Raw genomic sequence first — 22,269 nt, 5'->3', positions numbered from 1 at the left:
TTAGTGGCATGGAAACCCCAGCTCCGCTCCCCGTCACCGTCCTGTCCGGATTTCTCGGCGCCGGCAAGACCACGCTCCTCAACCACTTGCTCGGCAATCGCGAGGGCCGCCGCATCGCGGTGATCGTCAACGACATGAGCGAGGTGAACATCGACGCCTCGCTCGTCGACCTCGGCGGCTTCGACCGCACCGAGGAGAAGCTCGTCGAGCTGAGTAACGGCTGCATCTGCTGCACGCTGCGTGAGGATCTGGTGGACGCGGTCGGCGCGATCGCCCGCCAACGCACCCCCGACGGCCGTCCACGATTCGATCACCTCGTGATCGAATCCACCGGCATCTCCGAGCCGATGCCGGTGGCGGCGACCTTCGACTGGACCTTCGACGACGGAACCCGCCTGGGCGATGTCGCCGCCCTCGACACCATGGTCACCGTGGTCGATGCGAGCACCTTCCTCGGCGAGATCGCCACGGGCCGCAGCCTCGCCCGGCGCGGCCTGGCCGCCGCACCGAACGACGAGCGCTCGATCGCCGACCTGCTCGTGGACCAGGTCGAGTTCGCCGACGTCATCCTGCTCAGCAAACTCGATCTGGTCTCGGCGGCCGCCGGGGGTGCGGTGCAGGCCGCGGTCGCGCGACTGAATCCGCGAGCGCGGATCGTGCCGATCAGCCACGGCGCGATCGACATCGCCGAGGTGATCGGCACGGGCCTGTTCGATCACGATGCCGCCGCTGCCGTGGCCGGGTGGGACGACGAGGTCCTCGGTGGGCACACCCCCGAGACCGAGGAGTACGGGATCACCTCGTTCCCGTACCGCTCCGACCGTCCGTTCCATCCGCAGCGGCTGCTGGAATCGCTCGGCGAGGTGCGGGCCGTACTGCGCAGCAAGGGATTCTGCTGGATCGCCAGCCGCCCCGATCTGGTGGCCGTGTGGTCGCAGGCGGGACCGAATCTGACGATCGAGCCCGCGGCGTTCTGGTCACAGGTCGACGGCGCCCCGCAGCAGGAGCTGGTGTTCATCGGCGTCCGCCTCGACCAGGAGCGCATGCGCGCGCTGCTGGACCGCGCGCTGCTCACCGATGACGAGGTCGCCGAAGGTCCCGCCGCCTGGCGCGCCTATCCCGATCGCCTACCGGCGTGGAACGTGCCCGACCACGCTCACTGAGCGCGGAGCGCGCTGTCGGCCGCCGCCGTCGCCGCAGCGCCGACCTCGGGGATCAGCGCCAGCCGGGTGCGACGCTCCACCAGGTCGGCCGAGGACAGCGCGCCCTCCACGAGTGCACCGAAGACGAGTTCGGCCCCGGTGATCTCGGTCCCCTCGGCCACCGGCTCGGCCAACCGCGGATCGGCCTCGCCGAGCGCGACCACGGCGGGCGCCTCGGTGCCGTACGCGCGGACCAGACGCTCCGGCGCATCGACGGCGCGCAGCCGCTCGCGGCCGGCCGCGCCGACGAGGGGCAGGGTCCGGGTGACGCTCTCCCCGGTGAGCAGCCCGGAGGTCGCGACCGCGGCGTCGACGGCGTCCTCGGCCATGCGGCGATACGTGGTGAGCTTGCCGCCCACCACCGTCACCAGGCCGTCGCCCCGGGTGAGTACCGCGTGCTTGCGGGAGACATCGGCGGTCTGGCCGGCACCGGAGTCCAGCAGCGGCCGCAGGCCGGCGAAGGTACCGGCGATATCGCCCCGCTGCAGCGGGGTGTCGAGCGCCAGGCTCACCGTCTCGAGGAGGAAGTCGATCTCGCCGGCCGAGGCTGCGGGCACGTCGGGCAGCGGACCGTCGGCCTCCTCGTCGGTGAGTCCCACGTAGACCCGGCCGTCGGGCTGGGGGAGTGCGAAGACGTACCGCCCGAAGGAGTTCGGGACCGGCACCGTGAGCCCGGCGGTCAGCCCGCCGAAGGTCTCCTGCCGGAACACCAGATGGGTGCCGCGGCTGGGCCGCAACGATACGGCGGGGTCCACGGTGCCCGCCCAGACGCCGGTCGCATTGATCACGGCCCGGGCGCGGATCGCGCGACTGGTGCCCGTCAGTTCGTCGGTCACCGTCGCCGCGGTGCCGGTCACCTGTGAGGCGGAGCACTGGGTGAGGATCCTCGCCCCGTGCGCCGCCGCTGTCCGGGCGATGCCCACGGTGAGTCGCGCGTCGTCGGTGAGCTGCCCGTCCCAGTTCAGGAGGCCGCCTCGCAGGCCCGTGCGCTTGACGGTCGGTGCCATCCGGATCACCTCGGATGCGCTGATCCGCCTCGAACGCGCGAGCTCGGACGGCGGCGTGCCGGCGAAGCGGCGAAGCGCATCTCCCGCGAGGAAGCCGACCCGGGTGAGCGTCGCGTCGAACGCCGAGACATCGCGCAGGAGGGGCACCACCTGGGCCAGAGGGCGGGTGAGGTGCGGGGCGATGACCCGGATCAGCGCATCGCGTTCGACGGCGCTCTCGTGTGCGATGCCGACCGCGCCGGATGCGAGGTAGCGCAGCCCGCCGTGCACGAGCTTCGAGGACCAGCGACTGGTGCCGAAGGCGAGGTCGTGCTTCTCGACCAGCGCCACCGACAGTCCGCGGCTCGCGGCGTCGAGGGCCACGCCCGTTCCGGTGACGCCGCCACCGATCACGAGCAGATCGACCGCGGGATCCTCGGCGAGGGCGGCGAGATCCGCGCTGCGCCGCTCGGCGCTGAGTCGTGAACGCGGGTCGATCGAGTCCAGGGCGGTGGCGAAACGGTCGGTCACGGGCGGAGGTACCTCTCGACGAGATCGAAGAGCTGGGAATCGAGCAGATCGCCACCGTCGACCCCGGCGAAGACCGGACCCGACAGTGCCGACGACCAGGCCGCCTGCAGGACAACGGAGGCGAGCTCGCGGGGATCGCCCGTACGGATGCTGCCGTCCGCCTGGCCGGCCCGGATCGCGGCTTCCAGCGTGTCGAGCTGGGTGCTGGACGTGCGGCCCTGCCGGTGCAGCAGATAGGGGATCAGGAACTCGGGATCGAGTTCGATGATCCGGCGCAACAGCGGGTGCGACCGCGCCGAGGAGGTGAGGTGGACGACGGTGCGCGCGAGGCTCTCGCGGGTGTCGTCCCCGGCGACCGGGGTGAGGCTGGCCAGGGCGGCCGAGAACTCGCGGGTGGTGACGGTGGCGGCAAGAGCCTGAACGTTGGGGTAGCGCCGATACAGTGTGGCGCGCGACACTTGAGCGGCGCGCGCCACATCGGCCATCGTGGTGCGCCGGATGCCGATCGTGGCCATGAGATCGCGCGCGGCATCGAGAATGGTCTGGTCGTCGATGGCGTTCGCGGGAGTCCGCGACGGGGCCGCGACCTCTTCGTTGAGATCCTGCGACATCATGTGTACAAATGTATCATGACTTCCTCCGAGGTGGAGCTTCCCGTCGTCGAATTCGAACCCGGCCGCTGGGGTGATCCCGGCAACCCGATGCACCTGTCCGATTCGGTGCTCGGGGCGCTCACGATGCTGGGCATCGACGGTGCCGCTCCCGCACAGACCGCGCCCACCCCGGCCCCGAGCCGGGCGACCGATGCCGCGCTCGTGGCGCTGCGGGCAACCGGTGCCGGCGTATCCACCGCGGACGACGCCCGCCTGCATCACCTGCGCGGCTACTCGACCCCCGATCTGCTGAAGTTCCGCGCGGGCGACGCCTCCGACGCCCCCGACGTCGTGGTGACGCCGTCCTCCGCCGAGCAGGTGGCCCCGGTCCTGCAAGCGTGTGCGGCGCAGGGGCTCACGCTCAGCCCGTTCGCCGGTGGCACCGCCGTCACCGGTGGCCTGGCGCCGGAGCGGAACCGCCCCGTGGTCGCGCTCGACCTGCGCGGAATCACCGGCCTGATCGATCTGGACCCGGTCTCGCAGATCGCCACCCTGGCCGCCGGAACACGGCTGCCCGAGGCGGAGAAGCTGCTGCGCGCCAAGGGCTTCGAACTCGGACACTTCCCGCAGTCCTACGAGGGAGCGACCATCGGCGGCTGCGCGGTGACCCGCTCCGCCGGACAGTCCTCCATCGGCTACGGCCGGTTCGACGAGATGGTCGTGGGCCTCACCGTGGCCACCCCGATCGGCAGCAGCGAGATCGGCACCGCCCCCAAGTCCGCCGCCGGACCCGATCTGCGGCAGCTGTTCCTCGGCTCCGAGGGTGCCTTCGGCGTGGTCACCGCGCTCCGCGTCCGGGTGCACCCGGTGCCCGCCGTCCGCCGGTTCTACGGCTGGCACTTCGCCGATTTCGCCGCCGGCTCCGCGGCCATGCGCCACCTCGCGCAAAGTTCCGTCCGGCCGACCGTCCTGCGTCTGTCCGACGAGGCCGAGACCGGCCTCAACCTCGCCAACCCCGGCTCGGCGGGCAAGGCCTCCGGCCCCGTGGGCGGATGCCTCATGGTGGTCGGCTTCGAGGGCGACGAGGCCGACGTCGACTGCCGCGACGGCTACGTCTCCGCACGCCTGGCCGAACTGGGCGGCACCCTCCTCGGCGAGGAACCCGGCGAGGCCTGGCGCGTCGGCCGGTTCCGCGGCCCTTATCTGCGGGACCCGCTCCTGGACGCGGGAGCACTCGTGGAGACGCTCGAGACCGTGACCTTCTGGTCGAACATCGACCGGCTCAAGGCCGATGTGACCGCCGCGCTCACCGGCGCACTCGGCGAGCAGGGCACCCCCGCCGTGGTCATGTGCCACATCTCCCACGTCTACCCGACCGGGGCTTCGCTGTACTTCACGGTGATCGCCAAGGCACTCCCGGATCCGCTGGCCCAGTGGATGATCGCGAAGAAGGCCGCGAACGCGGCGATCCGCGGTGCGGGCGCGTCGATCACCCACCACCACGCCGTCGGCGTCGATCACCGCGCGACCTACCTCGACGAGATCGGCGACGTCCAGCTCGCCGCGCTGCGCGCCGTGAAGGCGGCGCTCGACCCCCAGGGCGTGCTCAACCCCGGAGTGCTCCTCCCGTGAGCGGCCGTCCCGATGTCGTCGCCGTCATCAACCCCATCTCCGGCGGCGGAGCGGGCCGCGAGCAGTGGACGGCGGTGACCGCCGAACTGCGCCGGTTCGGCATGGACGTGGACGCGGTCGAATCCACCTCCGGGGACGACGCGGCACGGCTGGCCGCCGAGGCCGCGGCGACCGGCGCCCTCACCGTGGCGGTGGGCGGCGACGGCCAGATCCGTGATGTGGCCTCCGGCGTGCTCCGCGTGCCCGGGGCGCCCCTCGGCATCGCCGCCGCCGGCCGCGGCAACGACTTCATCCGGCACCTCGGCATTCCCACCGACCCGGCGGGCATCGCGGCGATCCTCGCCGACGGCCGCCGCCGGGATCTCGACGTGCTCACCGTGGGGGAGCGCATCGCCGTCGGCAACGTCTACGTCGGACTCGACTCCGTGGCCACGGAGATGATCAACCGGGTGCGCTGGATGGGCCCGCTCGCGTACCGCGTGGCTCCCGTGCTCGCCGCGCTGCGCTGGAAGCCCGCGAACTTCACCGTGACCGTTGACGGCGTGACCCACGACCTACTCGCGCACATGGTGGTGGTCGCCAACTCGGGGCGGTACGGCAGCGGCCTGAACATGGTGCCCGCCGCTTCCGCCGACAACGGCCGGATCGACGTGCTCGCCGTGCGCGGCGAGGGCTCCGTGGTCCGGCTGATCGGCGCGATGGGAGAGGCGAAGACGGGCACCCACGTGCACCGCCCCGAGGTGGTCACCTTCACCGGCCAGGAGATCACCGTGGCCGCCGATCGCCCGATCCCGGTGCACTCCGACGGGGACTATCTGCAGGAACTGCCCGTCACCGTCGGCATCCGCACGGCCGTGCTCCCGGTGCTCGTCCCGCGCTGACGGCTAGACGATCGCGGCGCGCAGGGTGTCCAGGCCCATGCCGCCGAGGGCCAGGGCCTCGCGGTGGAAGTCCTTGATCGACGATCCGGGGTGGGCGGCCAGGTAGGCGTCGCGGGTCTGCTCCCACACCCGCTGGCCCACCGAGTACGACGGTGCCTGGCCGGGCCAGCCCAGGTAGCGGTGGTACTCGAACCGCAGCAGCTCGTCGGCCATCGCGACGTGCGAGCGCAGGAACGCCCAGCCCTTGTCGTAGGTCCACGCGCCGCCGCCCACCTCGGCGGGTGCCTCGAAACCGCAGTGCACGCCGATGTCGAGCACCACGCGGGCGGCGCGCAGTCGCTGCGAATCGAGCATGCCCATGAGGTCGCCGTCGTCGTCCAGGAAGCCCAGATCGCGCATCAGCCGCTCCGCGTACAGCGCCCAGCCCTCGCCGTGGCCGGAGGTGAACGAGTACAGCTTGCGCCAGGTGTTCAGGGGTGCGATCACCGCCTGGCCGATCTGCAGGTGGTGGCCCGGCACGCCCTCGTGGTAGACGGTGGTCTTCTCCTGCCAGGTGTGGAATTCGGTGACGCCCTTGGGAACCGACCACCACATCGCCCCCGGGCGGGTCAGGTCGGCGGACGGGCCGGTGTAGTAGATCCCGCCGTTGGTGCTCGGCGCGATCCGGCAGTCCAGGTGGTGCAGTTCGGCCGGGATGTCGAAGTGCGTGCCCGCCAGGGCCGCGACCGACTGATCGGAGGTGCGCTGCATCCACTCACGCAGCGCCTCGGTGCCGTGCAGCGCGTACCGGGGCTCCTCGTCGAGGCGGGCGAGGGCCTGCGCCACCGTCGCGCCCGGATACAGCCGGGCGGCCACCGCCTCCTGCTCGGCCACGATCGAGGCCAGCAGTTCCCGACCCCAGGCGTAGGTCTCCTCCAGGTCCACCGCGGCACCGAGGAAGACCCGCGAATACAGCGGATACACCTCGCGGCCCACGCCGAGACCGCCCGGCCGGTCGATGGGGACCGACGTGGGGGCGATCTCGTCGGCGAGCACGGTCGCGAAGCGAGCGAACGCGGCGCGGACCCCGTCGGTCAGGCCCTCCGGTGCGGCGCCGGCGAGGCGCTCGGCATTGGCGGCCACCTGGTCGCCGGCCTCCCGGGCCTGCGCCAGGCACTGCGTCACCTGCAACTCGGCGAACGGCCAGGAGCCCTCGGCGAGCCGCGCGCGGAGCCCGGAGATCGCCGAATCCACCGCCGCCGGTACAGCGGACAGACGCGCGACGAGGGTCGCGTCCGCCTCGGGTGTGCCGGCGTCCATGAGATCGAAGACGTCGCGGATCGCCTGCAGCGGCGAGGCGATCACGTTGAGATCGCCCACCATCCGGCCCGCGTCGGCCAGCTCGATCTCCACACCGAGCCGCTCCCGCAGCGCCGCGGCGGTCACGCGGTCGGCGTCGGACTCGGGCCGGAGGGCATCGAGCTCGGCGAGTGTGTTGCGCGCCAGATCGATGCGGGCCTGCACGCCGCCGGGGGAGTAGTCGGTGAGCCGGTCGTCGAAGTCCGTGACACCGACCGCGGTGGCCTCCACCGGGTCCGCGGCGGCGAGTGACTGTGCGTGGCGGTCGGCGAGGGCATCGATCGGCGAAGTCATGACTGCGATCCTACGGCCGCCGCACGGGCCGCACGAGCGCCCGCGACGCCCTGCCGGTCAGGTGATCAGATGGCGCCGCTGAAGGTGTCGCACTGCCGGAAATCGCCCGACCGGTAGCCGATGTTGAACCACTTCACGCGCTGCGCCGAGGTGCCGTGCGAGAAGGACTCCGGGTTCGGGTTGCGGCCCGCGTTGCGCTGGATGGTGTCGTCGCCGATGGCCTGCGCGGTCTGGATGGCGCCGGAGATGTCCTCCTGCGAGAGCGGCTCCAGCATGGCGTCGGGGCCCTTATCGGCCCGTGAGCCCCACACACCGGCGTAGCAATCGGCCTGCAGCTCGGTGCGCACCGAGCCGCCGTCGGCGCCGGAGCCCTTCTGCGAGTTCTTGATATCGCCCAGCAGCGTCTGCACGTGGTGGCCGAACTCGTGGGCCACGATGTACTCCTGCGAGAACGCGGCGTTCGAGCCGCCCATCTTCTGGATCACGCGGTCCATGAAGTCGAGCTGGAAGACGGCCACCTGATCGCCCGGGCAGTAGAACGGGCCGGTATCGGCGCCCGCGACACCGCACGCGGTGTTGATCGAGTTCGCACCCACCGGCATGATCTTCGTCCCGCCTTTGGGGGGCTGGTAGCCGCGCAGCAACTGCGGCCACACCTTGTTGATCGAGTTCGTGGTCGCGACGATGCGGCACGTGGTGTCGGTGTTCGCCAGCTGCACGGTGCACGCCTGGATGCGCTGGTTCATCTCCTGCTCGGACTGGCTCAGGCCCGCGCCCGCGCCGGCGCCCGGACCGGCGGGTGCCGCCGAGTTCGGATCGCCGCCGGATCCGCCGGTGAGGAAGTAGATCAGCAGGCCGATGATGACGGTGCCGATACTGCCGCCGCCGATCATCACGCTGCGGCCGACGCCGCCGCCAGCACTGACTGCACTGGTGTCGAGAGGTCCGTTATCCCGAAAGGTCATGCGCACAGCTTTCCATGAGTGGGGTGCGATCGTGAACTGCTTCGCCCCGTAGCATGGCAGGCGCTCTACGAATCGTCATCGAAAGGACACCCGAACGTGCTGCGCACCCACCTTGCTGGATCGTTGCGAGCGGAGGATGCCGGCACCGTCGTCACCCTGACCGGCTGGGTCGCCCGCCGGCGCGATCACGGCGGTGTCATCTTCATCGACCTGCGCGACAGCTCGGGTGTGGCGCAGGTGGTCTTCCGCGAGTCCGCGGTCGCCGAGCACGCCCACCGGCTGCGCTCCGAGTACTGCGTGCTGGTGACCGGCACCGTCGAGAAGCGGCCCGAGGGCAGCGAGAACCCGAACCTGCCGTCCGGCGCGATCGAGGTGAACGCCTCCGACCTGGTGGTACTCAACGAGTCGGCGCCGCTGCCCTTCCAGCTCGACGAGGAGCCGGGCGAGGAGGCGCGCCTGAAGTACCGCTACCTGGACCTGCGGCGCGAGGGCCCCGCCGCCGCGATCAAGCTGCGCAGCCAGGCCAACGCCGTGGCGCGCAACATCCTCGCGCTCAACGACTTCACCGAGATCGAGACGCCGACGCTCACCCGCTCCACCCCGGAGGGCGCCCGCGACTTCCTGGTGCCCGCGCGCCTGCGCCCCGGCACCTTCTACGCGCTGCCGCAGAGCCCGCAGCTGTTCAAGCAGCTGCTCATGGTGGCCGGCATGGAGCGGTACTACCAGATCGCCCGCTGCTACCGCGACGAGGACTTCCGCGCCGACCGCCAGCCCGAGTTCACTCAGCTCGACATCGAGATGAGCTTCGTGGACCAGGAGGACGTGATCGCCCTCGGCGAGCAGATCGTCAAGGCGCTCTGGTCGCTGATCGGGCACGAGATCCCCACCCCGATCCCGCGCCTGACCTACGCCGAGGCCATGCGGCGTTTCGGATCGGACAAGCCAGACCTGCGGTTCGGCCTCGAACTGGTCGAGTGCACCGAATACTTCAAGGACACGCCGTTCCGCGTCTTCCAGGCGCCGTACGTCGGCGCCGTCGTCATGCCGGGCGGCGCGAGCCAGCCCCGTCGCCAGCTCGACGCCTGGCAGGAGTGGGCCAAGCAGCGCGGGGCCCGCGGCCTCGCGTACGTGCTGATCGGTGAGGACGGCGAGCTGACCGGCCCCGTCGCCAAGAACCTGTCCGACGACGAGCGCGCCGGCCTGGCCGCGCACGTGCACGCCCAGCCGGGCGATTGCGTCTTCTTCGCCGCCGGCCCCACCAAGACGATGCGCGCCCTGCTCGGCGCGGCCCGCGGCGAGATCGCCGACAAGCTCGGCCTCATCAAGGAGGGCGACTGGGCCTTCACCTGGGTCGTCGACGCCCCGCTGTTCGAGCCCGCCGACGACGCGACCGCCTCGGGCGACGTGGCCGTGGGCGACGGCGCCTGGACCGCCGTGCACCACGCCTTCACCAGCCCCAAGCCGGAGTCGATCGACACCTTCGACACCGACCCGGGCAGCGCGCTGGCCTACGCCTACGACATCGTCTGCAACGGCAACGAGATCGGCGGCGGCTCGATCCGTATCCACCGCAAGGACGTCCAGGAACGCGTCTTCGCGATCATGGGCATCGACGAGGAGCAGGCCCGCGAGAAGTTCGGCTTCCTGCTCGACGCCTTCTCCTACGGCGCCCCGCCGCACGGCGGCATCGCCTTCGGCTGGGACCGCGTGGTCTCGCTACTCGCCGGCGCACCGTCGATCCGCGAGGTCATCGCCTTCCCGAAGTCGGGCGGCGGCGTCGACCCGCTCACCGACGCACCCGCGGCGATCACCGTGCAGCAGCGCCGCGAGTCGGGCATGGACGCCAAGCCCAAGGCCCCCGAGGCGAAGACCGCGGAGCCGAAGGCCGAGAACCCCACCACCGACCCCACCGAGTAGGCCGACCCTGGACACGCCGTGCGCCACATCCGGGTGATCAGCCCGCCGGACCGCACCGATGCGGTGATCGACTTCCTCCGGGACCGCCCGGGCGTCACCCACGTGACCCTCGCGCGCGCCGGTGCGATCGAACCGGCCGGGGATCTCGTGGGCGCCGATGTCACGCGGGAGGCGGCGCACCGCGTGCTGCGCGGGCTGCAGGAACTCGAACTGCCCGAGCGCGGGGCGATCACCGTCTCGACCGTCGACACCGCGTTCTCCGATGCGGCGGTCGCCGCCGAGGAGGCCGTGCCCGGCGACCCGTCCGACGCGGTGGTGTGGGAGGAGCTCACCGCGCGCACCCGCGAGGAGTCCACGCTCAACGCCACCTTCCTCGCCTTCCTCGCGCTCGCGGTTCTGCTCGCGATGGTCGGCGTGATCACCAACTCCCCGGTCACCGTGGTCGGGGCGATGGTCGTCGGGCCGGAGTTCGGCCCTCTCGCCGCGATCGCGGTGGCGGGCGCGACCGGGCACTTCCGCCTCGCGCGGCGCCCGCTGATCGCCCTCGGCATCGGTTTCCCCGTGGCGATGGTGCTGGCCTGGGTGGTCGCCGAGGCACTGCTCGCCGCCGATCTGTACTCCCGCGATGTGCTCACCGCCGCCGACCAGGTGGACTTCATCTACCAGGTGGGTCCGTTCTCGCTGATCGTGGCGCTGCTCGCCGGTGCCGCGGGAATGATCTCGTTGGTCACAGCGAAATCGGCGGCCCTGGTGGGTGTCTTCATCTCGGTGACCACCGTGCCGGCGGCGGGGTACGCCGTAGTGGCGGCGACGGTCGGGGAGTGGCAACGGGCGCTCGAATCCGCGGGGCAGCTCGGCATCAACCTGCTCGGCATCGTCGTCGCCGGGATGCTCGTGCTGTGGCTGCGCCCCGCGGCCTGGCGCGACCTGCGCGAGGTGGTCGGCCTGTGACCCTCGATGGACTGCAGGATCTCGACGGCGAGGGCCTGACCCGGTTGCAGAGCCGGGTCCGCGGACTCGTCGACGACGAGGGCATCACCTACAACGCCTTCGACGCGCTTCCGCCCGACCCCGGATTCCCGGCCGTCCCGGGACGGTGGCGGCTCGACCCGCTTCCGGTCCTGCTCGGTGCCGACGAATGGGATCGTCTCGCCCGCGGCGCGGCCCAGCGGTCGACGCTGCTCGACGCGGTGCTCCGCGACTTCTACGGCGAGCAGCGGATCGTCCGTGACGGGCTGATTCCACCCGAGTTGCTGTTCGCGCACCCCGGCTTCATCCGGCGCGCCTTCGGCGTCCCCGCGCCCGGCCCCAAGGCACTGTTCCTGCACGCCGCCGACGTCGGCCGGACCGTCGCGGACGGCTCCTACGCCGTGGTCGCGGACCGCACCCAGGCACCGTCGGGCGTGGGCTACGCGCTCGCCGACCGGCGCGTGACCTCCCGCGCGCTGCCCCGCGAGTTCCGCGCCGAGACGCCCCGCCCGGTCTCCTCCTTCGCCTCCGCGCTGCGGGTGCAACTGCTCGAATCCGCGCCCCCCGGCGTCACCGACCCGACCGTGGTGGTCTTGAGCCCGGGGTCGCTGTCCGAGACCGCCTTCGACCAGGCCTACCTCGCCTCCGTCCTCGGCTTCCCCCTCGTCGAGGCCGCCGATCTCACCGTCCGCGACGGCGGCGTCTTCATGCGCGCACTCGGCCGGATGAAACGGGTCGACGTGGTGCTGCGGCGCGTCGACTCCGAGTTCTCCGACCCGCTCGACCTGCGCACCGATTCCCGGCTGGGCGTGGTCGGCCTCGTCGAGATGATGACCCGCGGCGCCGTGACCGTGGTCAACACCCTCGGCTCCGGCGTCCTGGAGAATCCGGCGCTGCACGCCTACCTGCCGCAACTGTGCCGCACTCTGCTCGACGAGGATCTGCTGCTGGCGTCCACGCCCACCGTGCACTGCAGTACTCCCGCCGGCCGCGGGGTGCTCGACGGTCCGCTGGACGGTCAACTGCTGCTGAACTTCTCGACCGGCGAACGAGTGGTGGGCGTGGACCTCACCGCCGCGGCCGCCGACGGGATCCGTGCCCGCATCGCCGAACAGCCCGCGCTGTGGTGCGCCAAGGAACTCGTGGCCTTCGACACCGAACCGGCGCTCGAGGGCGGCGCCGTGGTCGACCGCGGCTTCGCGCTGCGCGTCTTCTCGCTCGGCCAGGAATCCGGGTACACCGTTCTCGGCGGCGGCCTCGGGCAGGTCCTCCTGGACGGACCGTCCGGCGCGCAGCTGAACTCGTCGGCCGCGCGCGATGTCTGGGTGCCCGCCGGGGAGGACACCCGGGCCTCGATGCGGATCGCCACCTCGCCCCGCGCGGGACGCGCGAATGGCACCGCGGCCAGCGGCCCCGTCGCCACGCCCCGCGTCCTGTCCGACCTGTTCTGGATCGGCCGCTACGCCGACCGGGCCGAGGCGATGGTCCGGCTGCTCAGCGTGGCCCGGGAACGGGACCAGGAGTACCGGCACCGGCCGTGGCAGCCCGGTGCCGCCTCGCTGCAGCCGCTCCTCGACGCCGTGGTCGACGTGTCCGATACCGCTCAGCTCGGACCGATCGTGGCGGAGGGCGCCGACCAGTCCGATGTGCTCGCCCGCCTGCGCCGGCTCACCCTCGACACCGAACTGCCGGGCAGCGTCTCCTACGCCGGGGTGCGGCTGCGGGCCTGCCTGCGCGCCGTGCGCGACCAGATGTCCACCGACACCTGGCTCGTGCTCAGCGGCGCGGAACGTTCGCTGGGACGGCTCGCGGCCGACCGCCACGACGCGGGCGAGCAGCTCGACCAGACTCTCGGCGAGGTCCTGGTGTCCCTGCTCGCCTTCGCCGGCCTCGCCCGCGAATCCCTGGTGCAGGACCCGGGCTGGCTGATGATGGACGCGGGCCGCCGGATCGAACGCGCGCTGCAGCTCGCCGACCTCACCACCTCCGTGGTCGTCCCCGCCCGCGAACCCGAGGTTGAGGCGGGGCTCCTCGACGCCTACCTCGTGGCTTGTGAATCGTCGGTGACGTACCGCCGGCGCCACCGCTCGGTGTTGCGGGTCGGTGCGGTCACCGATCTGATGTTCCTCGACGCCGACAACCCGAGGTCGCTCGTCTTCCAGCTCGGCGCGTTGTCCCGCGATCTGCAGGCCTTGCCCGACGAACTGCGCAGCGTGGCGGCCGAACGCACCGCCACCGAGCTGCTCGGACGGCTGCGGCGCTTCGATCCGGAGGAGGCCGATATGGTCGCCGACGGTGTCCGCACCGAGATCGCCGGTCTGCTCGACGCCGTCACCACCGGACTGCGGGAGGTCTCCGACGTGCTCGAACGCACCCGCTTCGCGTTGCCGGCCGAGGCGCGGCCGATCGGGGTGGGGGTGGCGCCGTGGGCCTGAGCTTCTCCCGCCGCACTCCGCAGTCGCGCAGCCGCCGGTACCGCGTGGTGCACGAGACCACCTACAGCTACGACGCCGAGGTGACCTCCAGCTTCGGACGCTGCTACCTCACCCCGCGCGAGCTCGACGATCAGCGGATCGACGAGCACGCCATCGTGATCGGTCCCGAGCCGACCGACCGATCCGAGGGCGTCGACGCCTACGGCAACACCGACACCTACTTCCACGTCACCACGCCCCACACGCAGCTCAGCGTCCGCGGGGAATCGATCGTCGAGGTCGATCCGCTGCACGAGTCGATCACCGACGAGGGACCCGCGCTGGCACCGTGGGAGCTGGCCCGGCCCGTGGGCGACGCCGGCGCGATCGCCGCGCAGTACCGGCTCGACCAGCGTCCGCCCGAGATCGACGGCGATGTCCGCGCCTTCGCCGATGCGATCTTCACGCCCGGCAAACCCCTCGTCGAAGCCGTCGAGGAACTCACCACCGCGATCTACACCGACTTCACCTATCGGTCCGGCGCCACCAACGTCGCGACCCGCGTGGCCACCGTGATGGAACGCCGCGAGGGCGTCTGCCAGGACTTCGCCCGCGTGGCGATCGCCTGCCTACGGTCCAAGGGGCTTGCGGCGCGGTACGTCTCGGGATACCTCGCCACCGAGCCGCCGCCCGGCCAGGACCGGGTGGTCGGCGCCGGCGCCACGCACGCCTGGGCCGCAGTGTGGTTGCCCGGCGACGTGTGGCTGCCCTTCGACCCCACCAACAACAAGTTCGTCGACGAGCGGCACGTGACCGTGGCCTGGGGCAGGGACTACGAGGACGTGCCTCCGCTGCGCGGCGTGATCTACACCGACTCGCGGGGGTCGTCGATCGACGTCTCGGTCGACGTCGCGCCGCTCGACTGAAGCCGCACCACCGTCGACGCGCGATTGCGCACCAGCCTCTCGTGATGGCTCACCAGGGCGAGCCCGGTCCCCGCCGCCGTCAGCGCGTCGAGCACCCGCAGCACCGCCCGCGCGGTGACCGGGTCGAGCATCGCCACGGGCTCGTCGGCGAGCACGAACCGCGGCTGTTGCACCAGGATCCGGGCCAGGCACGCGCGCTGCAGCTGACCGTCGCTCACCTGGGAGGGGAACCGTTGCAGTAGCACCGGATCGAGCCCCGCCCGGTTCGCCGCTTCCTGCACCAGACCTGCATCGCGCGGCGTGCCCGCGATGCGCCGCGGCTCGTCGATCACGTCCGCGAGCGACCACCGCGGATTGCACACCGTGCGCGGATGCTGCGCGAGCAGGGCCACCGTGCCCGGCTCGGGGTACCCGGCTCCGCCGCCGTGATCGACGGTGCCGCCGTCCACCGGCACCAGCCCGGCCAGCACCCGGAGCAGGGTGGTCTTTCCCGCGCCGGACGGCCCGAGCACGCCGGTGACGGCGCCCGGCGTGACGGTGACGTCGACACCGTCGAGCACGGCGCGGCCGCCGCGACGCACCACGATTCCCGATCCCACGATCGCGGTCATTCGATCTCCTCGAAGAAGGCGCCGATGTACTCGGCGTCGGGATGGTCGGCGGGCACGCCGTCGGGGGAGCCCGAGTAGAGGATGCGGCCGTTTCGCATCACCGCGAGCGCATCGCAGCCGACATCGAGGACCGCGCGCAGGTCGTGCGTGATCACCAGGACCGCCGCACCCGCATCGGCGTGCCCCCGCAGCAGCGCGAGGACCCCTGCGGCGGTCGCCGGGTCCAGTGCGGAGGTCGGCTCGTCCGCCAGCAGCAGGGTCGGATCGCCCGCCACCGCCGCGGCGACCGCGGCCCGCTGCGCCATCCCGCCCGATAGCTCGTGCGGATACAAGTCCAGCGCGGCCGCCGGCAGACCCGCTGCGGCGCAGAGCTGTTCGGTGGTCCGATCCGCGCCCAGGACATGGATCACCTCGTCGAGCTGGGAGCGCACCGTGCGCACCGGCGTGAAGGAGGTGGCCGCGGACTGCGGAACCGTCCCCACCGCGCGGCCCCGCAGGGCCGACCAGGCGCCGTCGCGGGGCCCGAGCCGCCGGCCGTGCACCGTCACAGCACCCGACACGTCGACGCCGGGAGGCAGGAGACCGCAGAGCGCCGACGCGACCATCGACTTGCCGCAGCCGGATTCGCCGACCAGGGCCGTGACCGCGCCGCTGGGCACCGTGAGGTCGACGGAATCCAGCACCGTGTTCGCCCCGGCGCGCACGGTCAGCCCGCGCAGCCTCGCCGTCATCGCCACACCTGCGGGGCCGGTGCGGCGGTGGCCCGGCGGATGCTCGCACCGCACGCCGCGCACACCAGTGCCGTGGCCACCAGGGCGAGCCCCGGCACCGCGAGCGTCCACCAGGCACCCGTCAGCACATCGCCGCGGGCCTGGCCGAGCAGCGACCCCAGGCTCGCGCGATCGGGGGACAGGCCGACGCCCAGGAAGGACAGCGTGCTCTCGTGCCAGACCGCGTGCGGCAGTATGACGATCGCCGCCACCAGCGCCTGTCCGGAGACGGCGGGCAGCAGGTGCCGGCGCGCCACGAAGAGGCGCGACGCTCCCGCCAGGCGAGAGGTCTCCACCCACCCGGACGTCGTGGCCGCCAGCAGTTCGGCCCGCACCACGCGGGCCACCGACGGCCAGTGCGTCAGCGCGATCGAGGCGACGATCGCCACCGGATCACCGCGCCACAGCGCCGCGATCACCACCCCCACCACCAGGTGCGGGAGGGCGTTCACCCCGTCCACCAGGCGCATCAGCACCGCATCGAACCAGCCTCCCAGCGTGGCGGCCGCCAGCCCCACCGCGAGACCTATCACCGCGGACAACACCGCGCAGATCGCCGCGAGCAGCAGGGAGATCCGCAGCGCCGACGCCGTGCGCACCGCCAGGTCGTACCCGGAATGGTCGGTGCCCAGCACGGAACCCGACCCCGGCGGGCGCAGGGCCGCAGCGAAATCCGCGACCTGCGGCCCGGCGAGCACGGGTACCGCGACCGCGAAGACGACGATCGCGGTCAGCGCGACCCAGGGCCAGCGCTTCATCCGGCGAGCTCGATCCGGGGATCGAGCCACAGCGCCGCGGCATCGGACAGCGCCGATCCCACCAGCACCGCAGCGGCGGCGAGCACCGACAGTGCGGCGAACAGCGGGAAGTCCAGCGCGATCGCCGAATCCACCAGCGCCGCAGCGACGCCCGGCCAGCCGAAGACCGTTTCCACCACCGCGGCACCCGCGATCACCTCGGGCAGCCGGGTCCCGAGCAGCGCCAGTGTGGGCAGGATCGAGACCGGGCCGATGTGCCCGCGCAGCAGCCGCACGCCGCTCACCCCCCGGGCGCGGGCCCCGCGCACCGCATCGGACCCGGCCGCATCCGCTACGGCCGCCCGCATCGACAGCAGCAGCCAGGGCACCTGGGAGAGCGCCAGCGCGACCAGCGGCAGCACCGCGTGGGAGGCGAGACCCGCCGCGGTGTACGGCTCTCCGGGCACCCGTGCCCCGGAGGTGGGCAGCGCTCGCAGGCCCACGGCGAACACCGCGACCAACACCAGCGAGACCACGAACGGCGGCGTGGCCGCGAGCGCCGTCGCGGCGCCCGTGACCACCCGGTCGAGCACGCCGCCGGTGCGCATCCCGGCGATCCCGCCGAGCGCGATCGCCAGCACCGCGGCCGCGATCAGCGCCGCCGCCGATAGCCCGACCGTGAACGGCAGGCCCTCCGCGAGCACCTCGCTCGTGGGCCGGCTCTGGGTGGCAGAGAAGCCCAGATCGCCCGCCGCCAGCCCGGATATCCAGTGCCACCAGGCCGACCACCAGCTCGCGTCGACCCCGTAGGCCGCGCGCGCCGCCTCGCGCTGCGCCTGCGAGGCCGACTGGTAGTTCGCCCCCAGATAGCCGGCGAGCGGATCGAACGGGGACAGCGAGGCCAGCGCGAACAACGCCACCGAGATCACCGCGAGCAGGGGGACCGCGATCGCCGCACGGATCAGCAGCAGCCGCCCGACCGCCCGGCCGCGCCGCCGCGGCGGCCTCAGCGTTTCCACGAGGGCAGGTTCCACCACGGGCCCCAGGTGACACCGTGCGCGTGCGGTTCGAGGATCGGCGGCGCGAAGGACCACCCGGCGGACCGCACCGCGTACACGTGATGCAGATGCGCCAGGTACACCGCCGAGGGCTGCGCGACGTACGTGCGCTGCACCTCCCGGTAGGTGGCGTCCTTCTCCGGCCCGGGCCCCAGATTGCGCGCGCGATCGAGCAGGACGTCCAGGCCGGGCGCGGTGAAATCACCCGGGTTGCTGTACGGCGACGAGTTGGGGACCCGCGTGTGCAGGGCGTCGTAACCCTGCGCGTCGATGCTGAAGGGCGTCTCGCCGCCGCCCAACAGGATCGCGGCGTCGCCGGTGCGCTTCTCGATGTCGTCCCAGCTGCTGCCCTGCGGGGTGACGGCGATGCCGAGCGGCTTCATCGCCGCCGCGAAGGCCACCGCCAGGTCGCGGCGGACGGTGTCCTGCGCGTTGTAGAGCAGCGGGAAACTCGCCGTCCGGCCGTCGCGGGTGCGCACACCGTCGGGTCCGGCGCGCCATCCGGCCTCGTCGAGCACGCGTGCGGCACCGGCGGCGTCGACGGCGATCTGCGCCGCGGGCTCGTAGGCGGCGCCGTACACCGAGGAGTAGGGCGTGCTCGCCGGCTCACCGGCACCGGCGAGCACGCCGGAGACGATCGCGGCCCGGTCCACACCGAGATTCATCGCCCGCCGCGCGGCGGGGTCGGCGGTGAAGGGGTTGCCCGCCGGCAGCGAGACCCCGCGCCAGTCCGCCGATTTCACCGTCATGGTGCGGACACCGTCGCGGCCGCCCAGTGATGCCGCGAGTTTCGGCGGCAGGAGCGCACCGTCGACCTCGCCGGCCCGGACCCGCTGGGCCCGCGCATTGTCGTCCGGGACCAGTGTGTACACCACGCGCCGCACCGCGGGTTGCTCACCGCGGTCCGTCCGGGCGGTGAGGACGGCCTGATCGTTGGCCAGCGAATCCAGCCGGTACGGGCCGGTTCCCACGGGCGCGCGGTTGAGTTTCCACTCCGCGGCGGGGCGTTCCTCCACACGCTCGGACGGGACGATGCCGAGCAACAGGTAGGGGGTGGGATCGCCGTCCGTGCTCAGCCGGACGGTGACGGCGCCGTCGCCCTCGGCGGTCACGTCCTCCACCGGGGCGACGTGGGTGGCGATGTCGGCCGCCACTTTCGGATCCCGGGCGGCGCGGTAGGTCGCCGCGACGTCGGCGGCGTCGAAGGCGCTGCCGTCGGAGAAGGTGACGCCGGAGCGCAGCCGGATCCGCCAGGTGCGCGGCCCGATCCGCTCGGGCGCGGCCGCGGCCAGCGCGGGCACCAGATTCGGGACCTGCGCGTCGGTGCCGGCATCGGGCCGGTACAGCCCGTCGTAGAGCGGCGAGACGCCCAGTTCGCCGTAGCCGGTGAGGGGATTGAAGGAGTTGAGCGGTTGACTCTCGGCGAGCACCAGCCGGTCGTCCGCGGTGTCGCCGCCCGACGAGCAGGCCCCCGCGGCCAGTGCTACTGCTGTAATGAGGCCGACGGTGCGGCGGGCGGTGCGCATGCGGGGACCTTATCTGTTCAGGGAGACAGATGTGATGTGAGAGGGCGGCGACGATGGCGGACGATCACCCCGGCGAACCCGAGGCCTGGGCGGCGCGGTTCGCGCTCCTCGGCGATCCGACACGGCTGCGCCTGCTCATCGCGATGCACGATCATCCCGGCCTCGGCGTCGGCGAACTCGCCCAGCGTGCGCAGGTGGGGGAGAACGCCGCCTCGCAGGCCCTGCGGATCCTCCGGGAGGCCGACTGGGTGCGCACCACCCGCGACGGCCGGACGGTGCGCTACACCCTGCGGTCGGACGTGATCGTCCACCGGATCCTGCACGACATCCTCGGCGTGACCCACGAGCATCGCTGACCAGGCAACACACAGGGAGCCGGGGGCTGGCGGGAAGCCCCGCGACGGCCGCTGGGGTAGGTTGGAATCGATGGTTGCCGCGGTGGGTTTCGAGACGACGCAGGCCGCCCTCACCGCGGTGGAAACGCTCCTCGGGCGCCGCGTGGGGACGCCGGTGGACCTGGGCGACCCCGAAGACCTGGGCGGTTCCGGCCGCACGCTCGTGATGCGGGCGCGCGTGCTGCACAACAACCCGCTGCTCCCGCGGTCCGTGGTGATCAAGCAGCTGCGGCTGGTCGATCACGCCGACCGCGATCACGCCGAGGCCTTCGCCCGCGAGAGCGCGGCCTACAAGTTCGCGACCGCGCTGCCGGTCGACTCGCGGCCCGGCCCGCAACTGCTCGCGTCCGATCCCGAGGCCAAGATCCTGGTGCTCCAGGACCTCGGCGAGGGCGAGACCATGACCGATGTCCTCGGGCGCACGCCCGTCGTCGGCGCATCCATGGTGCTCTCCGCGTGGGCGCAGGCCCTCGGCCGGATGCACGCGGGCACCTACGGTCGCGAGATCGACCTGCACACCCTGGCCCGGCTGGAACACACCGACTCCCGCAACGACCCCATCGCCCGTGAGGCCGAGAAGGCCGTCACCGCGGTCGCCCAGGCGGTGGGCGGCGCCGGCGAGACCACCGGCGCGGTGCTCGACGCCGCGGTCGCGCTGTTCACCGACGGCCCCTTCCGCGCCTTCAGCCCGTCCGATGTCGGCCCCGACAACACCCACGTGGTCGGCGGCGCCGTCCGCTTCCTCGACTACGAATGGGCCGGCTTCCGCGACGGCGCCTTGGACATCGCCTACGCGCTGCTGACCTACCCGGACTGCACGCCCGAGGGTCACTCCACCGACCACGACAGCGCGATCCTCGAGGCCTGGCGCTCCGAGATCGTTCGGCTGTGGCCCCGCCTGGCGGACGACATCGCCCTGCACCGGCACCTGGCCACTGCGAAACTCGCGTGGCTCGTGCTGGCCACCTACTGGGCACTGGGCCTCGACTCCGCGAGCCGGATCGATGCGGGCCACCTCGACAGCCTCGCCGCCTGGTCGTCGGAGGATCTGGCGACGCGCTGGGACCGACTGGCCGCCGCCGATCCGCGGATCGCGGGGTTCGCCGAGGCCGCAGCCGCGGAGGTCCGCGCCCAGTGACCGAATCCCTGTTCGGCGACGACGGGGACCTCGGCACGCCCCCGGCGACCCCGTCCGGCGGAGGCGAGGTCGATTTCGTCCCCGCGCACGCCGGAACCCCCCTCGCGGTGCGGATGCGGCCCCGCAGCCTCGACGAGGTCCTCGGCCAGGAACACCTGCTCGGCGCCGGAACGCCGCTGCGGCGCCTCATCGAGGGCGCGGGCGCGGCCAGCGTGATCCTGTACGGCCCGCCCGGCACCGGTAAGACCACCATCGCCTCCCTCATCTCGGGCGCCACCGGCCGCCGGTTCGAGGCCCTGTCCGCCCTGTCGGCCGGGGTCAAGGACGTGCGCGCCGTGATCGAGCTGGCCCGGCGCCGGCTCCTGGTCGACGAGCAGACCGTGCTGTTCATCGACGAGGTGCACCGGTTCTCCAAGGCCCAGCAGGACGCGCTGCTGGCGGCCGTGGAGAACCGCGTGGTGCTCCTGGTGGCCGCCACCACCGAGAACCCCAGCTTCTCCGTGGTCTCCCCACTGCTGTCCCGGTCGCTGATCCTGCAGCTGCGTCCGCTGGAGCCCGAGCACATCACCGAACTCATCGACCGGGCGCTCACCGATCCGCGGGGCTACGACGGCGCGCTCACCATCTCCGACGAGGCCCGCGACCACCTCGTCCGGCTCGCCGGCGGCGACGCGCGCCGCTCCCTGACCGCCCTCGAGGCGGCCGCCGACGTCGCGCTGGGGGAGCAGGTCGCCGAGATCAGCCTGGAGATCGTCGAGTCCAGCATCGACACCGCCGCCGTCCGCTACGACCGCGACGGCGATCAGCACTACGACGTGATCAGCGCCTTCATCAAATCGATCCGCGGCTCGGACGTGGACGCCGCGCTGCACTACCTGGCCCGGATGATCACCGCCGGTGAGGATCCGCGGTTCATCGCCCGTCGCCTCGTGGTGCACGCCTCCGAGGACATCGGCATGGCCGATCCGCAGGCGCTGCTCGTGGCCACCGCCGCGGCGCAGGCGGTCCAACTGATCGGCATGCCCGAGGCGCGACTGGCCCTGGCGCAGGCCACCATCCACCTCGCCACCGCGCCGAAGTCCGACGGCGTCGTCTCCGCGATCGGCGCCGCGATGGGCGACATCTCCGCCGGGAAGGCCGGCGCGGTGCCGCCGCACCTGCGGGACGGTCACTACGCCGGCGCCGAGGCCCTGGGCAACGCGCAGGGCTACGTGTACCCGCACAACGTGACGGGGGGAGTGGCGCCGCAGCAGTACCCGCCGGACGAGCTGGTGGGTGTCGACTACTACGAGCCCACGGACCACGGCTTCGAGCGCGAGATCGGACCACGGGTAACGCGGCTGCGGGGCATCATCAGGCGCCGGTAAGGTTGACGGGTCGCAACCA

General features: G+C 72.4%; 19 protein-coding genes. 10 read left to right on the top strand and 9 right to left on the bottom strand.

Features of this window, described 5'->3' with window-relative positions; all coding sequences use genetic code 11:
* Positions 1–8: 8 nt before the first annotated feature.
* A complete protein-coding gene (locus TTY48_RS17955) occupies positions 9–1,163 on the top strand; it encodes a GTP-binding protein (RefSeq protein WP_255585808.1) in 1,155 nt (384 codons plus the stop codon).
* On the opposite strand, the gene TTY48_RS17950 is transcribed toward TTY48_RS17955, so the two are convergent.
* Together TTY48_RS17950 and TTY48_RS17945 are read right to left on the bottom strand one after the other, a co-directional pair.
* Complete coding sequence (locus tag TTY48_RS17950; protein ID WP_220659012.1) at positions 1,157–2,719, bottom strand: glycerol-3-phosphate dehydrogenase/oxidase; 1,563 nt, start codon at positions 2,717–2,719, stop codon at positions 1,157–1,159. The two genes, TTY48_RS17955 and TTY48_RS17950, sit on opposite strands and share 7 nt — an antisense overlap.
* Positions 2,716–3,333, bottom strand: coding sequence for a TetR/AcrR family transcriptional regulator (locus tag TTY48_RS17945; protein ID WP_220659011.1), 618 nt, complete (start codon positions 3,331–3,333; stop codon positions 2,716–2,718). The genes TTY48_RS17950 and TTY48_RS17945 overlap by 4 nt, the downstream gene beginning before the upstream one ends.
* Before the next feature lie 15 nt (positions 3,334–3,348).
* On the opposite strand from TTY48_RS17945, the gene TTY48_RS17940 reads away from it, so the two are divergent.
* Entirely contained in the window at positions 3,349–4,944 is a 1,596-nt protein-coding gene (locus TTY48_RS17940; protein WP_220659010.1) for an FAD-binding oxidoreductase, read from the top strand.
* On the top strand, positions 4,941–5,825 hold the full coding sequence (locus TTY48_RS17935; protein WP_220659009.1) for a diacylglycerol kinase family protein: 885 nt from the start codon (positions 4,941–4,943) through the stop codon (positions 5,823–5,825). The genes TTY48_RS17940 and TTY48_RS17935 overlap by 4 nt, the downstream gene beginning before the upstream one ends.
* A gap of 3 nt (positions 5,826–5,828) precedes the next feature.
* Here the strand turns inward: TTY48_RS17935 and TTY48_RS17930 are convergent, their stop codons facing one another.
* On the bottom strand, positions 5,829–7,457 hold the full coding sequence (locus TTY48_RS17930; protein WP_220659008.1) for a DUF885 domain-containing protein: 1,629 nt from the start codon (positions 7,455–7,457) through the stop codon (positions 5,829–5,831).
* Positions 7,458–7,522: 65 nt separating this feature from the next.
* Complete coding sequence (locus TTY48_RS17925; protein ID WP_220659007.1) at positions 7,523–8,422, bottom strand: neutral zinc metallopeptidase; 900 nt, start codon at positions 8,420–8,422, stop codon at positions 7,523–7,525.
* Between the two features lie 96 nt (positions 8,423–8,518).
* Between TTY48_RS17925 and aspS the strand changes: the two genes are divergently transcribed.
* Genes aspS through TTY48_RS17905 form a run of 4 tightly spaced genes read left to right on the top strand, consistent with a single transcriptional unit; the run spans position 8,519 to position 14,648 of the window.
* Entirely contained in the window at positions 8,519–10,339 is a 1,821-nt protein-coding gene (aspS, locus tag TTY48_RS17920) for an aspartate--tRNA ligase (protein ID WP_220659006.1), read from the top strand.
* 18 nt (positions 10,340–10,357) lie between these two features.
* Entirely contained in the window at positions 10,358–11,290 is a 933-nt protein-coding gene (locus tag TTY48_RS17915) for a DUF389 domain-containing protein (RefSeq protein ID WP_220659005.1), read from the top strand.
* On the top strand, positions 11,287–13,743 hold the full coding sequence (locus TTY48_RS17910) for a circularly permuted type 2 ATP-grasp protein (protein WP_220659004.1): 2,457 nt from the start codon (positions 11,287–11,289) through the stop codon (positions 13,741–13,743). The genes TTY48_RS17915 and TTY48_RS17910 overlap by 4 nt, the downstream gene beginning before the upstream one ends.
* Complete coding sequence (locus tag TTY48_RS17905) at positions 13,734–14,648, top strand: transglutaminase family protein (protein ID WP_220659003.1); 915 nt, start codon at positions 13,734–13,736, stop codon at positions 14,646–14,648. The genes TTY48_RS17910 and TTY48_RS17905 overlap by 10 nt, the downstream gene beginning before the upstream one ends.
* Here the strand turns inward: TTY48_RS17905 and TTY48_RS17900 are convergent.
* The 5 genes from TTY48_RS17900 to TTY48_RS17880 are packed head-to-tail and all read right to left on the bottom strand — an operon-like array spanning position 14,588 to position 19,350.
* Positions 14,588–15,259 carry an ABC transporter ATP-binding protein gene (locus tag TTY48_RS17900; RefSeq protein ID WP_220659002.1) on the bottom strand — a complete coding sequence of 224 codons (672 nt, stop codon included), beginning with the start codon at positions 15,257–15,259 and terminating at the stop codon, positions 14,588–14,590. The genes TTY48_RS17905 and TTY48_RS17900 overlap by 61 nt on opposite strands.
* A complete protein-coding gene (locus TTY48_RS17895) occupies positions 15,256–15,990 on the bottom strand; it encodes an ATP-binding cassette domain-containing protein (RefSeq protein ID WP_220659001.1) in 735 nt (244 codons plus the stop codon). The genes TTY48_RS17900 and TTY48_RS17895 overlap by 4 nt, the downstream gene beginning before the upstream one ends.
* Positions 15,987–16,787 carry an ABC transporter permease gene (locus TTY48_RS17890; protein ID WP_220659000.1) on the bottom strand — a complete coding sequence of 267 codons (801 nt, stop codon included), beginning with the start codon at positions 16,785–16,787 and terminating at the stop codon, positions 15,987–15,989. The genes TTY48_RS17895 and TTY48_RS17890 overlap by 4 nt, the downstream gene beginning before the upstream one ends.
* Positions 16,784–17,785 (bottom strand): ABC transporter permease, encoded by a 1,002-nt coding sequence (locus TTY48_RS17885; RefSeq protein WP_255585807.1) that lies wholly within the window; start codon positions 17,783–17,785, stop codon positions 16,784–16,786. The genes TTY48_RS17890 and TTY48_RS17885 overlap by 4 nt, the downstream gene beginning before the upstream one ends.
* Positions 17,773–19,350, bottom strand: coding sequence for an ABC transporter substrate-binding protein (locus tag TTY48_RS17880; protein WP_220658999.1), 1,578 nt, complete (start codon positions 19,348–19,350; stop codon positions 17,773–17,775). Before TTY48_RS17880 ends, TTY48_RS17885 begins: the two co-directional genes overlap by 13 nt.
* Before the next feature lie 53 nt (positions 19,351–19,403).
* On the opposite strand from TTY48_RS17880, the gene TTY48_RS17875 reads away from it, so the two are divergent.
* From TTY48_RS17875 to TTY48_RS17865, 3 genes are all read left to right on the top strand, one after another.
* Positions 19,404–19,706, top strand: coding sequence for a helix-turn-helix transcriptional regulator (locus TTY48_RS17875; protein WP_220658998.1), 303 nt, complete (start codon positions 19,404–19,406; stop codon positions 19,704–19,706).
* Positions 19,707–19,776: 70 nt separating this feature from the next.
* Positions 19,777–20,883 carry a hypothetical protein gene (locus tag TTY48_RS17870; protein ID WP_220658997.1) on the top strand — a complete coding sequence of 369 codons (1,107 nt, stop codon included), beginning with the start codon at positions 19,777–19,779 and terminating at the stop codon, positions 20,881–20,883.
* Positions 20,880–22,250: a replication-associated recombination protein A gene (locus tag TTY48_RS17865; RefSeq protein ID WP_220658996.1), complete on the top strand. Its 1,371-nt coding sequence runs from the start codon at positions 20,880–20,882 to the stop codon at positions 22,248–22,250. Before TTY48_RS17870 ends, TTY48_RS17865 begins: the two co-directional genes overlap by 4 nt.
* The last annotated feature ends 19 nt before the right edge of the window (positions 22,251–22,269 follow it).

The organism is Tsukamurella sp. TY48 (assembly GCF_019656655.1).
Classification (GTDB): Bacteria; Actinomycetota; Actinomycetes; order Mycobacteriales; family Mycobacteriaceae; genus Tsukamurella; species Tsukamurella strandjordii.
Note: the sequence above shows the minus strand (reverse complement) of the source record. Positions and strands in the feature narration are given on the sequence as shown.

Bases quoted from the DNA above. Each gene is read 5' to 3' on its own strand.
- TTY48_RS17900 (WP_220659002.1), bottom strand. From the start codon at position 15,259: ATGACCGCGATCGTGGGATCGGGAATCGTGGTGCGTCGCGGCGGCCGC.
- TTY48_RS17880 (WP_220658999.1), bottom strand. From the start codon at position 19,350: ATGCGCACCGCCCGCCGCACCGTCGGCCTCATTACAGCAGTAGCACTG.
- TTY48_RS17940 (WP_220659010.1), top strand. From the start codon at position 3,349: ATGACTTCCTCCGAGGTGGAGCTTCCCGTCGTCGAATTCGAACCCGGC.
- TTY48_RS17875 (WP_220658998.1), top strand. From the start codon at position 19,404: ATGGCGGACGATCACCCCGGCGAACCCGAGGCCTGGGCGGCGCGGTTC.
- TTY48_RS17870 (WP_220658997.1), top strand. From the start codon at position 19,777: ATGGTTGCCGCGGTGGGTTTCGAGACGACGCAGGCCGCCCTCACCGCG.
- TTY48_RS17925 (WP_220659007.1), bottom strand. From the start codon at position 8,422: ATGACCTTTCGGGATAACGGACCTCTCGACACCAGTGCAGTCAGTGCT.
- TTY48_RS17955 (WP_255585808.1), top strand. From the start codon at position 9: ATGGAAACCCCAGCTCCGCTCCCCGTCACCGTCCTGTCCGGATTTCTC.
- TTY48_RS17890 (WP_220659000.1), bottom strand. From the start codon at position 16,787: ATGAAGCGCTGGCCCTGGGTCGCGCTGACCGCGATCGTCGTCTTCGCG.
- TTY48_RS17895 (WP_220659001.1), bottom strand. From the start codon at position 15,990: ATGACGGCGAGGCTGCGCGGGCTGACCGTGCGCGCCGGGGCGAACACG.
- TTY48_RS17930 (WP_220659008.1), bottom strand. From the start codon at position 7,457: ATGACTTCGCCGATCGATGCCCTCGCCGACCGCCACGCACAGTCACTC.
- TTY48_RS17945 (WP_220659011.1), bottom strand. From the start codon at position 3,333: ATGATGTCGCAGGATCTCAACGAAGAGGTCGCGGCCCCGTCGCGGACT.